This is a genomic window from Brevibacillus sp. MER 51, assembly GCF_023714195.1.
Classification (GTDB): domain Bacteria; phylum Bacillota; class Bacilli; order Brevibacillales; family Brevibacillaceae; genus Brevibacillus.
The window spans coordinates 13,100-26,702 of sequence record NZ_JAMAUS010000015.1 but is presented as its reverse complement, the minus strand read 5'-3'; the positions used below and the strand labels follow the sequence as shown (position 1 = coordinate 26,702).

Here is a 13,603-nt window from a genome sequence, read left to right as displayed (position 1 = left end):
GGTTTTGCTAATGACAACGGTATACGATAAAGCGAAATATCATTACGAAAACTTTGAGGAGGACCTTCCTCAAAAACAGGCATACGTACATACAGGCTTTTTCATTGGCTGGTTGATTGAAAAGGATATGGTTAGCGAGGATTTTAAAAAGAGTTTCGAAAACCTAATCGCTGATTTTAAACAAAGGCAGATTACTGGTCCTGAAGTTTATGAGAAGACGGGTGGGGTATTTGCAAAAGACATGTTGAATGAAGAAGGAAACCAGTTCGCGATGTTTTACTTCGATTTCGATACGGGGGAGTATCGGTATCATTATCTAGAAGCGTTTGATTGCGAGCCAAGTGTGTATCACGTGGAAGATACTTGGGAGAATTATGATCATATCAAAAATTGGATCGACAATGAGTACGAGTACTGGTGCGAGAAAAATGAATAAGACCGCGTGAGTACGCGGCCTGCAATCAAGTCGCTATTTTACTTCTTCAGGATGAAATCAGACATAACTGCCTTTTCCCATTGAACTCCTTTTGGACTCACATTGGTGTAAAGCGATATGGAGTCCGAATCTTCAATTACCGCTTTCAAATGAAAATTCATGTCCTTGGGCTGCAAATATTCATCATACAGCTGTTGGTAGTTGGGATCGTTCTTTTCTTTTGCCGCTTTGATGTATTCCACGGTGTCTGGGTCTTTCTCAAAGTTTTTGTACTTCACTTGATATCCGAATGTCGCTTCTACTTTTCCGTCAACGGTTTTCTCTTCATAATCCGACAGGGTAAACTCGAGCAGCTCATAGTAGGGGGAGAAAGCTTTGTTGCTCTCTTCTTGCAAATAGTCCGCAATTTTGTCAAAGCTTGAAGAGCTGTCTACGGATTGTTTCTGGTCTGTGCCAGTGTTCGTTACCTCTTTTGAAGGTGGCGTAGCAGTCGGATTTTGTACGACCGCGTCTGAGCTACAGCCGCTGAAGAAAATAGCTAATGCCATAACCATACATCCTACAATCACTTTTTTCAAAAGAAATCCCCCCTTATTTCGTTCATCATTTGATATACGTTATTTATTTCAAGCATGCTACACGTCTCAACAAAAAAACACCCTGATACACCAAGGCCAAGGTTTCGAGAAACCCCCTTCCTGAATTTCGCGGATTGGGCAGAAAAAATTTGACCTTCTAGAATCGCTTCCAAGGCGTTTTACGATGGCGGTGAGACATATTTGCCCCCTAAAATGGCACTAAAAGTCCCCTTTTTTACGAAAGGGGACTTTCTCTACACTCTGACCTTGATACACCAGGGCTTTTTCTTCGATGGCGTCCCCGAGAGGATTCGAACCTCCGACCTGCAGTTTAGGAATTATACGAAATGCGCCTTACCCTCTCCGTGGCCAACTATCCGCCCCTGAAAAACCTTATGATATCAGGTTTGAAATTTTGTGAGTTTTCCCACAGATAGCTGTGTGCTCAATTTATCTATCGAACTCTCAATCACAAAAATTGCATTTTTGTTCATTACCGTCTACCGAAGTCTAATCAAGGTCATAAACAATACCTATTGTTTTTTGGTCTTTGTCCCAACATCTTATGTTCCTCCAACAAATGCCCCAAACAGAACTGCAAATAAGCCCCGCCTTTCTATAAGTGAAGTGGCGGCTGTAATCTATATTGTTTCAAGTTAAAAAAGGTAATTCTGGTCAATCCACTGACTATCCTTATAGTCAAAGTTTAATTCTTCCGTCAACTTAACTACCTCCTGTAATACTAATAAATTCAGCAATAGTTGCCAAGCGCTCAATGATCTTATCTATTCTAATTGCTATATAAGCTGAACTGAACGCTATTACAACGAAACAAACAGTAATTATCCAAGACTGCACATTATTAAACGACATAATGATCACGCCTTTACTTTTTTGTTAATTATCCATTTTTTGGTTGTAGATACTTATTATTCATGGTAAATTATACCATTAAAAGGGAGGTATATTAAAATGTCCAAAAAAAATATTAAATCATCTATTACTAGCCTCGTTTTGGCTGGTGTTTTAGTATCTACTGTAATGTTACCAAATTTTTCAGTTCAGACTGCATTTGCAAAAACATCTAAAGAGTTACTGTTTTCATCCGGAATGGATTCTGAAAATACGGAAGAACAATTGGATTTCAAACACGAATCTCTGAAAAGTGTCAAAAAAACTCTGGAAGATAAAAAAATCCAAGTAAAATCGATAAATCCAGATGATAAAGTGGATTTATCAGAGTACAATTCTATTGCATATAATTATAAAGATGTAGAAAAAAACAAAAAGCTACAGAAGGAATTACAAGAAGAACTTCAAAATGGTAAGAAAGTGTATTTATTTGGCGGGCTTACTATAAAAGAATACTGTGATCTGCTAAGTATTGACAACTTGTATACTCAAACAAAAATAGAAAGTGGAGAAACTCAAGAATCAATCGAGCTTTCTTTCTTTAATGAAAAGGATGAGGAAAAAGAAAAGAAGAAGAAAGATGGCACTGATAAGAATAAGGATTCCGAGAAACACGAAATCATAGGTTACACATTAGATGAAGATGCCCCTTATAAAGTCTTTATTTCAGATATAAATAGCTATGATGGCGAGGGTAAAATTGAAATTGAAGATGAAATTTATCTCGCAGAAATCTTGCAGCACGAAAATAAAATTATTGAAAAGAGTAACTCCGAGATTTCTACTAGATCAAGCCGAATTGTAGATAGTGAATATGATATTATTGCCTCCGCTTACTATATAACAAAAAAAGCCGGACAAATTAATTCACAATGGAAACTGTACAAAGTTACCGATGAAGACGATAAAGAATATGACTATTTCTATGTAAAAGATACAAGCACTATTGAAACATATGAATGGCTCTGGGATGCGGAAGAGTTTACTATTAGACACGATCTGGTATTTGATAGTGACGAATTAGATGATGCTGAACCAAATGATACCTCCAGTAACCCGTATAAAGTAAGTTTAGGTTACCCTTATAGCATTGGTTTCGAATATGAAATTGACACAGAACCAGACATAGATCTCACATTGAATAAATCAAATGATTATGCAAAATGGAATGTTACTGGAAGTCAATTAGAATCATCAGATGACTATGAATTCGTAACTGCATGGGCTGCTACAGGTAGCTACACTAAACTGGATATCAGCCATAAAGTTAATTTTTATGCAGGTATTGACGTTGAAACAGATGCAGACCAATCTATTTCTATTAGTTACAATTACTAATATGCCTTAATTACTTTGTTATTGTAGATCATATTTTACAATTTGACTCACAAGTTAATGCCCTCCCCCGGATTGTTCCGATGGAGGGCTTCAAACTTTTCGGCTAAAACTTTAAATATCCATCCAGGAAAACAGTTGTATTACTTACCGTTCAATTTATGAGGGTCAACTTAAGTTAATAAGATTCTATCCTTGCAAATCTCGCTTCCAGACGAGTTGGAAAAGCGAAGCGTTGTCCGCGTCAGCCTGCACCGAGCCAAGGCTCTTAGCCGCTCTGTTTTTTGTTCTATTAAAAATGTCCTGTTCTTTATTAGACTTTTGATTAAAGGAGATGATTTATAAAACGCTGTGCATTAGCATCAACTTCAAAATCAGAGCCGCCAAGTGTTCCAAATGTGGCGAAGAGTATTAGATAGCGATTGTTGAAACGTTTTTTCTGTTTGCTGAAATGACGAAAAGTCATGTTGTTCTCATAATTACTCCCGTTTTTATTACTATTTATGAATTAACTTGTATTAGTTTTTTGATTTTTCTTATCAGTTCAGTAGTACCTATTAGAATTGATTCTGTTCGCTCTCCTTAAATATTTGGAATTTATTCTAACTTCTTAGACACAAGTCCCCATTTGTCTTCTGTTAATTCTCTTACCAAATGAAATCCGTTTTTACCCAGGTAAAAATTGTACAACTTATCTTTTTTATGATAATCGACTGTAGAAAGGGAAGCATTTACACTCTCTATTCCCATTCCTTTTAAGATAATGCAGAGATTCTGCACAACAAAAGAGCCAATCCCACGATTCTTAAAATTCCCACAATTAATATCTCCTATTGTGGCTTTTACCTGCCCTGCAAAAATACTATCCATTAATAGTGGCATTTCTTTCTTTCCATCAACAAACACAACGCATTCTAGCTTCCTAGAATATTTCAACGGACTAATGTTTCTTTCATTAAGTTTTTGCTGGAGTTCTTGGTTATGCTCCAACTCTTCATCGAATAAGATAACGATTTTTTGCCCTTCATCAAGATTACAAATAAAGAGATGTCTTTTAAACTCATCCTGTTGTTTATAATTCAAAGCATTTTGTAGATTTGATACCGACAATTCCAATTCTTCAATTGCCTTTTCATCCTCATTAATTTTGTCACGCAAGCCTTGGTTCACTTCATGTAATCTTTCATTCATTTCCCGATAGAACTTTGAATCCCATCTTAAACTTTTCATCGTCTTCCAGAGTATACCTCCAAGAATGATGAGAACTACTGTAATTGCTACATAACACTTGATTTCCAAGTCAGCATCACCTTTCTTTGTTTTAATTTTTGAGTTCACTTTACCAAACGTATATTCCCACGTAAATACTTACACGGTCTTAATCGGTTCTAGTTCACATATACAGTTCTTAACAGAAGTAACGACAGAACATCGCATGAAAAAAGCACCCATCCTGAAATTTTAGGAAGGGTGGCTAATATACTTACTGCACTTATTGCTTGATTTTGATACGCAGTATTAAACGTTCAATTTCACTGCCATATATGCCGTTTCAACTACAAGAGTAGGGAATCTATCCTCCCCTACTCGAAGACGAATAAAGAACGAGTCCTAATAGCTCAGAGGCTAAGTAATTGATGTAAGACTGAATCAATGAAGTGGAAGTCTTGCACGTATAGTCTACCTAAAGCGCCTATGAAAAAAGTGAAAAACCTTGATACTCCAAGGTTTTTCCTACAATGGCGTCCCCGAGAGGATTCGAACCTCCGACCTACAGTTTAGGAAACTGACGCTCTATCCTGCTGAGCTACGGGGACATTTTACATTCACTTCCATTATAGTGAAATCGCTCGATTTTGGCAATTGAGGACCAGGGTGACCATGCCCGGTCCTCCTTTATTTATTTGTCATTTGATCATGATTCTTCCTGGTCCGTTCCAGTACAGCTCCGGTGATCGCATTAATGGATGTTTCGATTCCTTTTTCTTTGTACACACGGTAGACAAGAAGCGCTTGCTTGTCAAATGTATCCTTTTTACCCGTCAAAATATACGTAAGCTCCAGAGGGTGATTTCTCCTTAGTGTTGCCTCAGCAGCTTGCTTGGAAATCACCTTTGCAGGATCGGGAAAGCTCGTGGCCCCCTGTCCAAAAGCACCTGACATGCCGACAACTTCTCCTGTGTTCCTATCCACAATCACTTCATAGGAGCGATCCACTACGGGAATGCCCTGATACAGCTTGGTAAATCGAAAGCGAACCTCTGCTGCTTCTCTGCTGATGCCTGTCAGCTCCAGCTCTTCGATTGTCTTGTCCAAGTAACGCTGCAAATGCTCAATCGCAGGCTGCAACAAGGCTTCCGGCGAAGTTTCCCGATTTTTGCTAAAAGAGGACCTTGCCTCTTGTTTGCTATTCAACCGATAAGATAGCAATTGCCCATTTTCATGTACCCGAGCCGTCAGTTCTTTTTCTTTCTCTTCCCACTGGTACTCCCGTATCCCGTCTCTCCCTACAGATGTCGTCCCTTGCCAATTGTCCACAGCAACTGGCAAACCGAATTCCTTTGCGAGCAAGGAAAGCGTCTCTTCACTTGAACCGGCTTTTAACGTTCTCCCCTCAGCCGATATTTGTACGATGCGTTTTCCCTCATCTCTCTGTATGGGAACGCCTTTGCTATTGACCAAAGCTCCTGTATTGGCATCAATGAACCCAGAAATGTCAGTCTCGTAGTGTAAGGAAGCTACTTCCCCTTCCTTTTCCCGGTAAACCAACCGCAATGTCGAAGCAAGCGCTTCTTCCGCCTTTTCTTTGGATAGTACGGCCGTTGGTTTGGGAATCTGCGCAAGAGACTGAAGTTGATCGGAGTCCTGAAGGATTTGAAAATTGGATACCTGATCGTCATTCATTTTAACAGTGTAGCTAACTTCATAAAAAGGTATGCCATGAACAACCCGACTAAACCCAATGGTTCCTCGTTTTAGATCAGACTGGGCAGGATTATATCGGTAATCCTTTCCCTGTTCTCCCAACAACTCCAGCATGTATGTTTGTGCTTTTTTCACCAAGGGCGGGATTGGGATTGGATCGGTCACGGCATCAGTCTGCTTGAGCGGGGAGGTAGCTACTGGTGGTAAAGCCTTTTCTGGCTGTTTTTTGTGCTCTGTACGTACAGTAGTCGTCTCTGACCGATTCGTTTCGGGGGGACGATTCAAGACTTTATTCTCTTTGGTCGTGTTTGCTGGAGGAGGAAGCGGCGGCGGCTTTATGGATTCTGGAGTGGGGGCAGGAACAATGGTTGCAGATGGTTGCTCGTGCTTCATTGTATGCTCCCAAAGAGTTTGAAGACTCTGCTGCCCACTCTCTGTGGACGCCCATCCTCCCAACAAAACGATTGCTGCAACGCCAGCCACCCGATTTGCCACACGTTGAAAATGCAAACGACGCTTCAGTTGATTTGTACGTAATTGTAAACGCCGTTGAGTCTCCCTGACGTATTCCGGGCGAGGTGGCGATTCCGTTTCCTTTAGCCGTCTCAGTTGTTTTTCCAGCTCTTCTTCATGCCAGCTCATGTGGAATCCCCCCTTTCACCGAATCCTTCAGGAAGTGCTGAAGCTTTTTCAGCGCCCGATGATAAACCACCTTGACCTTGGCCTCCGAAATAGCCAGAAGTTCCGCCGTCTCCCTGATGCTGTACCCTTCCACACTGCGCAAGATGACGACCATACGATAAGATGGTTTCAGTCTTTGCAACGCATCCTTGATCTCCCGCATTTCTTCCTTGTTATCCAGCTCTACTTCTGGTATCCCTTGCTTTGCTGTTAGCCGCATTAGCCAGTTTTCAGAAACCAGCTCATACAGCTTCTGCTTGCGATAATGGTCGATAGCAATATGCTTTGCGATGGAGAATAGCCAAGTCTTTACTGCTACTCGTCCGTCGTAAGTCGGCAATGCTTTCACGACACGGGTAAACACCTCTTGTGTCAAATCTTCGGTTTCATTCTGATTGCCCGTGAAATGCAGCAAGAAGCAGTAAACAGCCATGTAGTGCTGTTCATAGATGCTCCCCATTTTCTCATTGAGGTCGTCATACATGCGCGCCCTCCTTTCCCCGTGTGTCTTCTATCCCTTGGTCAGGATCAATCGGCTTATTGGTCCTCATCCTCCTGAACAATCTTTCCCGTTAACGCATCAATTTGTTCATTTACCGTTTGATAAACTGTGGCCAGTTTGTATACCAAAAGTGCCTTATTCCCGTTATTTTCAGGATAAAAATACTCCAGTTGAAATTGCTTGAGGAATTCCTGCGCAGCCTGTTCTGCCGTTACCCCAGCCTTCAAATCAGGTAACTGTTCGGTGAATTTCGCTTTGCTAGTCGTGTCTATTCTCATGACCTTTCCGTTAACGATGTAGACATAGAAGCTTCTGTCCCGTACGGGTATCCCCTGATGCACCTTGACGAACTCAAATTCGAAGCTCCCATCTTCTTCGCCTTTGATATGCTTTGAATTACCGATTTCCATCATTTCTTTCGTATCAATGGGTAGGTATTTTTCCATTTCCTTGATTGCTAGCGCGCGTGCTTCTTCCCTCGTCTTACTATCTTTCTTTATGATTGTCACTTCTTTAGAAAAAGACAGAATCTCTCCTGTTTTCTCCACAACAGTTACTACCGTTTCATCGTCAGTTTCTTCTTTCCATGTAAATACCTTGATCCCCGTTTTCGGAAAACTCTCTTCCTTCCATTCCTCTGCTTTTATGTCTACGTTAAATTCCTGTTTCACATATGAGGAAACTTCCTCTTTCGTTTTGGCTGTCAGTTTATTCGTTTTCGGCGCAACCTTCACAATTTCTCCGGGCAGGTAGTACTTCTGTTCCGACACGTACAAGGACTTCCCTGTCGTTGCATCCAAATATCCGGAAAACATGGGCTCATACGCAAGCAGCTCCCGATCGGCCCAATAGGACAATTTCATGTGGGATGCTACTGTTTTTGTCATTTGTTCCTTTGCCAATGCTTCTTTGGGATCGGGGAAAGAGGTCTTTTCGATTGAAGGGATCTCATAGGGAAAGCCCCCATTTGGTCCGCCGGAGACAACCTCACCTTTGGCATTCAACTCTAGGCGTGTACTCAAATTCGGATAGAGTAAACCATTTACGGATTTGGAAAACACAATACCGTGCCCACCCTCTTCAGTGAAGAGCTGATTAAGCTGATAACCATCCATATCTCGACCGTACCACTCTTTTAGAAAAGCGGTTGCCTTTTCTTTGGACTCCTGCCAGGTTGGTTTCTTTTCATCTTCTACTTCCTCTGTCGCTAACCTGAAACTTATTAATTTCCCAGTTTTCGCTTCAAATTCGATGTCTACTCTCGGCTCATTTTGGTCTTTTTCTTTTCTCAGCTGAACAAAGATAATGTTCGGTCTCTTTTTATCAAGCGTTACCGTCTTGAACGTAAACTCCTTGAGATACGGCAATAGTTTCCCCGCTTTGACCAGAGCTTCGTCTACTGTTTTCATGACATCATCCGCTACACTTGCTTGATTTCCTGCTGATAACGTTGCTTGCTGATACTCTCCTTGGGTGGCTAAAGCTACAGGTGTGGAGGCCAGGACACACATGGCTCCCATCAGACATACAGCTTGCGATATTGTTTTCCTCATAGGTTCTCTCCTTTGTATTGGTTACTTGGATGCTGCTTGCTATTTGTGTACATTGACTTATTCGTAGAAACGAACAAAAGGTTACACTTTCCAGAAAAAACATAAAAACCCTGCTGCGGTGGTCTTACCCCTGTCAAACAGACAGAACTAAAAAAACCTTGGCATTCCAAGGTTTTTTGCATCTCAAATCATATTTTGCTCAAGACATGCTGTTTTTCACAGTCAAGCATAACGGATTGGCTTCATGATCCGTTGACGACCGGAAAAAGTAGCAATCTCCGCTACCTCTTTTGAACGAAGGACTTCCAGGTTCTCCGCCACGTATCTCCCAATATCGTCGGGAAAGTGCGCGTCGGACGAGAGTGTCAGTGGAACGCCATGCGCCACCAAAACGTCGAGGAAAGCAGGACTGGGGCACATTTCCTGAACGGGATAGCGGTAGTACAGGCCCGCATTGATTTCGGTCGCTGTATCCGTTTCTTTCAAAGCAGTTGCGATTCGATGGTAATAGGGAACAAGCTCCGATTCCTCTGGGCGATAGGAGAACACTTTCAGATTGTCCAGATGAGCAACAAAATCAAACAAGTTGCTCCTAATCATAGATTCAACTGTATGGAAAAAGTCCCCGTATAACTGTTTCAAGTCGTGCTGCTCAAACAGATGGCGAGTCTCGGGATTGTCAAAGCCCCATCCTTGTAAAAAATGAACAGAACCGATCACATAATCCCACGAAGCGCCTTCGAGCAAGCTTTCCAATTCTGCTTCCCCGCCGATAAAGTAATCCGCTTCGATCCCCAGCCGCAACTCCACACCGCTTGCGGACCAACGCTGCTTTGCTGCTTCAATGGCGACACAAAAGTCACTGAGGCTCTCAGTGCATACTTGATCAAGCCACGTTCGCTGCAAGCGACCCAAATCGGTGTCACCCAGGTCCATATACCGTTCAAAGTAGGGACGGGCTTCACGAAAGCGGTATAAATGATCGACAATCCCCACTTCCTTCAAGCCTTTGTTTAACGCTTCACGTAAATACAGATCGATCCAAGACGGGTCGTATGCTCCCAAAGACATCCGGTTATTTAATCGCGCAAGACTGTCCAGCAGCCAGGCGCGGGTATGTCGAGGTTCAGTTAACGGATAAAAGTGGTCGAGGGCTATATTGGTACGGTCGAGCCAACGCAATGAAAAAGGCCCTTCTTCCAGATGAAGATGATAGTCGATCAGCATGTGAAGTCTCTCCTTCCCGGATGTTCGCTTATCCAGGTAGTTTGTATGCCAGACGATAGCCATTCATCCGGCATCGGCTGGTCACAAACAACCGCGCTGACATCCTGCCAGCCGCAAATACGAAAAAATTGCGTTTGATCAATCTTGGATGTATCTCCTAATACATAGACTTGCTCCGACCGCTGTACCATCATGGTCGAACACAGCGTTTCTTCCATGTCATAATCGGTGAAGCCATCAGCCGTCATTCCTCCACAGGAAATAAAAGCTTTATCAAAATGAAAGCGGGAGAGCAGCTCGCAGGTAAACGCCCCAGCAACCGATTTTTGGGCCGGATGGGTCAACCCCCCCAGCATAATGACCTGACCGTTGAATTGATTGGCTTCCAATAGCTCGTTTAGTAAAGAAGCGGCGGGGAGCGAATTCGTGACAATCGTTAATTGGTTGAGACCCTTTATAGCACGTGCCAATTCCAGTGTTGTCGTCCCGACATCGAGCGCGATAGTATCCCCGTCAGACAAAAGTTCTGCCGCGATTTGCCCGATTTTCGTTTTTGCCGTCTGTTGGATCGCCTGTTTCTTTTCAAAGTGCGGCTCACGTTTCGCCAAATGAAAAGGGATTGCTCCTCCGTACACTCGCTTTAACAAACGTTGCTGTTCCAAATGGTCAAGATCACGTCGGATTGTCTCCGGTGTTACTGCCAGTTTTTTTGCCAGACTCATCACCTGAATTTTACCGTGGCGGTTCAATTCGTCCAGAATCACTTGCTGTCGTTCTTCAGGCAATAGTGTCATAAAGCGGAATCACATCCTTGGGACTTACATACAATGTTTTTGTTGTGCCGATCTGCTCCTGCTCGAAGGACAGGTGAAGTGTGTCCACCAGTACAGGAACATCCCGCATGTTCAGCTCGTAACGGGTAATGTTGCCGAGCATGGTTACCTGAGCGATATTCCCGGTCAAACAGATGTCCTCCCCAGCCAAAGGCTGTTCGCGAAACGTCTCAGGACGGATTGCGAATCGTTCAACTGCTGGATGAGACAGATTAGGCGCGATTCGGTTAAGCTGCTCGGCAGTCAGCACGTTGTAATTGCCGATGAAGCGAGCAACAAATTCAGAGCGAGGTTGCGTGTAAATCTCTTGGGGACTGCCGTGCTGAACGATTCGTCCACCATTCATGATGTAGATGCGGTCACTGACAGCCATGGCTTCTTCCTGATCGTGAGTAACCAGCACAGTCGTCATGTTTAACTCACGTTGGATCGTGCGTAGCTGCTTTTGCAAATTTTTGCGAATCTGGGCATCGAGTGCACTAAGCGGCTCATCCAGCAGAAGCACTTTTGGCCGAGTAACGAGAGAACGGGCAAGTGCCACACGCTGCTGCTGGCCGCCAGACAATTCACGCGGGTAAGCCTGCTCCTTTCCCACCAATCCCACCAGCTCAATCATTTCTTGGACACGCAGCCGAATCTCCGTTTTCGAGATTTTGTTCATTTCCAGACCGAAGGCAATGTTTTGACTGACCGTAAGATTGGGAAAGAGTGCGTACGATTGGAACACCATGCCGATTTGCCTATTTTTCGGCGACACGTCCGTCACGTCTTTGCCGTCGATGTAGATCATGCCTGTATCCGGAGCCGTCAAACCACTGAGGATGCGTAATAGCGTACTTTTTCCACACCCGCTAGGGCCAAGTAAAGTGACTAGCTCGCCTTTTTCAATCGCAAGATCGAGTTGCTGCAACACGTGTTGACCGTGAAAGGTTTTGGACAAGTGTTCGATTTTGACGTAGCTCATTAGGGGACCTCCTTGCGTGCGAAGCTTCGGCGCGTGAATTTTACAACCAGGCCAGTGATGATAGCCATCAGGACAAAATAAGTGACAGTAATCGCGCTGGCGACATGTCCGCTTGACGATAGCTTGGCGTACAGATACATCTGCAGAGTTTCGTATCTTCCTCCCACCAGGATGTTAATCAGAACGAATTCACCAAACAAAATGGAGAACGACAAGAGCGAGGACACGAAAATTCCAGACATGATATTCGGAACGATAATCCGTACGAACGCCTGCCAGTGGCTCGCACCCAATAGCTCGGCTGCCTCCATCAATGAACGTGCTTGCATCGCAAGCAGGCTATTGCGCGTTCCCTGATAAAGATACGGAAGCAAACCGACCAAATACGCCCCTGCTGTAATGATGACCATGGGAATTCCGTTTCCTGAATAAGTACGGATCAATCCGACGGCCATAATGACACCCGGAACGGCATAGGTCAGCATCACCAAAATCTGAACCAGCCTCTCCATCCGGGGAGCATAGACAATTATGGAGAATACAGCAGGAACAATAATGACCACGGCAACGACAGTCGTCAGAAAGCTGAGCAAAAAAGAACGCCCGAATGCTTGCAAGAATCGAGGATCGGCATACAGCTCTGCGAACCATTTTCCTGTGAGTCCTTCCGGCAAAATCGTACTGTTCCACTCGGTTGCCAGTGAGTAAAGGATGGTAGCCGCTACTGGCAAAAACAAATACAACATGACCAACGCAAACGACAAGGATGGCAAACTGATCCGCTTCAAGACAAATCCCTCCGAATCTTCCGCGTCAGCCACTCGTTCACGAGTAAGGCTCCTGCAAGCGTAAGGCCGAGCAGTACAGCGAGAGCGCTACCCAGCTCGGGTCTGGCAAAAATGTCGCCAGATACTAGCGCGCCAATCCGAATGGGTACCAGATTGTAGTTGCTCCCGGTGAGCGCATAGGCAGAAGCATAGGCACCCATTGCATTGGCAAACAGAATGCTGAATGTGCCGACGATGCCTGGAAGCAGTACCGGAAAACCGATTCTCAGCCAAAACTTCCATGGACTTGCCCCAAGCAGCTCGGCCGCTTCCATCCATTGTTTCTGAATGGCATTGTACAGGGGATACAAAAGCATTACCGCCAGGGGCAGTTGAAAATAAATATAAACAAGCGTCAAGCCGCTCCACGAATACAGAGTAAAGGACTCACCAAAATCAATCCCCAGTTGCTTCGCGAGCAAAACAAACAATCCACTGTTTCCCAACAGGACAATGAAGGCAAATGCGAGCGGAATTCCCGCAAAATTGGAGGTTAGATTGGTAATAACAAGCACTCGCTGTTGCAGAGATTGCGGGAAACGGGTAATCGCATAAGTGGCGAAAACAGCAACGACGATTCCAATGAGAGCAGACAGGAACGAGATGAGCACGCTGTTCTCAAAAGCCTGCAAGTAATACGGATTTGAAAAAATCTCACGATAATGACTAACGGTAAAACCGCCGCCCCCCTCGGCCTGAAAGCTCCCTCCAATCATAGAAAGCAATGGGACGAGGAGAAACAGAGCGATCATTGCAAAGAACGGAATCGTCGTGACCCAAAGCATACTGACAAATCGTTTCATCGCAAAAACTCCTTTCTTAGAGGAAAA

The 13,603-nt window shown here is 43.8% G+C and carries 12 protein-coding genes and 1 tRNA gene; 2 read left to right on the top strand and 11 right to left on the bottom strand.

The features are described from left to right. The first annotated feature begins 10 nt into the window (after positions 1–10). Positions 11–436 carry a DUF7832 domain-containing protein gene (locus tag M3630_RS25005; RefSeq protein WP_173612147.1) on the top strand — a complete coding sequence of 142 codons (426 nt, stop codon included), beginning with the start codon at positions 11–13 and terminating at the stop codon, positions 434–436. Between the two features lie 38 nt (positions 437–474). Here the strand turns inward: M3630_RS25005 and M3630_RS25000 are convergent, their stop codons facing one another. Beyond that, positions 475–1,014: a hypothetical protein gene (locus M3630_RS25000; RefSeq protein ID WP_285862241.1), complete on the bottom strand. Its 540-nt coding sequence runs from the start codon at positions 1,012–1,014 to the stop codon at positions 475–477. A 972-nt stretch (positions 1,015–1,986) separates the two neighbouring features. On the opposite strand from M3630_RS25000, the gene M3630_RS24995 reads away from it, so the two are divergent. Continuing rightward, positions 1,987–3,264: a hypothetical protein gene (locus tag M3630_RS24995; RefSeq protein ID WP_251253904.1), complete on the top strand. Its 1,278-nt coding sequence runs from the start codon at positions 1,987–1,989 to the stop codon at positions 3,262–3,264. Between the two features lie 594 nt (positions 3,265–3,858). Here the strand turns inward: M3630_RS24995 and M3630_RS24990 are convergent. The 10 genes from M3630_RS24990 to M3630_RS24945 form a co-directional block, all read right to left on the bottom strand. Further along, the gene (locus M3630_RS24990; protein WP_251253903.1) at positions 3,859–4,560 is read right to left on the bottom strand and encodes a hypothetical protein; all 702 of its coding nucleotides are present in this window, start codon (positions 4,558–4,560) and stop codon (positions 3,859–3,861) included. 441 nt (positions 4,561–5,001) lie between these two features. After that, positions 5,002–5,078: transfer RNA gene (locus M3630_RS24985), tRNA-Arg, on the bottom strand. A 79-nt stretch (positions 5,079–5,157) separates the two neighbouring features. Continuing rightward, positions 5,158–6,828, bottom strand: coding sequence for a YcdB/YcdC domain-containing protein (locus M3630_RS24980; protein ID WP_251253902.1), 1,671 nt, complete (start codon positions 6,826–6,828; stop codon positions 5,158–5,160). Beyond that, positions 6,815–7,351, bottom strand: coding sequence for an RNA polymerase sigma factor (locus tag M3630_RS24975; RefSeq protein WP_173612151.1), 537 nt, complete (start codon positions 7,349–7,351; stop codon positions 6,815–6,817). Before M3630_RS24975 ends, M3630_RS24980 begins: the two co-directional genes overlap by 14 nt. A 53-nt stretch (positions 7,352–7,404) precedes the next feature. Then, entirely contained in the window at positions 7,405–8,922 is a 1,518-nt protein-coding gene (locus M3630_RS24970) for a YcdB/YcdC domain-containing protein (RefSeq protein ID WP_251253901.1), read from the bottom strand. A gap of 222 nt (positions 8,923–9,144) precedes the next feature. Then, positions 9,145–10,149, bottom strand: coding sequence for a histidinol phosphate phosphatase domain-containing protein (locus M3630_RS24965; RefSeq protein ID WP_251253900.1), 1,005 nt, complete (start codon positions 10,147–10,149; stop codon positions 9,145–9,147). Next, on the bottom strand, positions 10,143–10,943 hold the full coding sequence (locus M3630_RS24960) for a DeoR/GlpR family DNA-binding transcription regulator (RefSeq protein WP_251253899.1): 801 nt from the start codon (positions 10,941–10,943) through the stop codon (positions 10,143–10,145). Before M3630_RS24960 ends, M3630_RS24965 begins: the two co-directional genes overlap by 7 nt. Next, positions 10,927–11,946 carry an ABC transporter ATP-binding protein gene (locus tag M3630_RS24955; RefSeq protein WP_251253898.1) on the bottom strand — a complete coding sequence of 340 codons (1,020 nt, stop codon included), beginning with the start codon at positions 11,944–11,946 and terminating at the stop codon, positions 10,927–10,929. The genes M3630_RS24960 and M3630_RS24955 overlap by 17 nt, the downstream gene beginning before the upstream one ends. After that, positions 11,946–12,734, bottom strand: a complete 789-nt coding sequence (locus tag M3630_RS24950) for an ABC transporter permease (RefSeq protein WP_251253897.1) — start codon at positions 12,732–12,734, stop codon at positions 11,946–11,948. Before M3630_RS24950 ends, M3630_RS24955 begins: the two co-directional genes overlap by 1 nt. Beyond that, the gene (locus M3630_RS24945; RefSeq protein WP_251253896.1) at positions 12,731–13,576 is read right to left on the bottom strand and encodes an ABC transporter permease; all 846 of its coding nucleotides are present in this window, start codon (positions 13,574–13,576) and stop codon (positions 12,731–12,733) included. The genes M3630_RS24950 and M3630_RS24945 overlap by 4 nt, the downstream gene beginning before the upstream one ends. Positions 13,577–13,603: the final 27 nt, after the last annotated feature.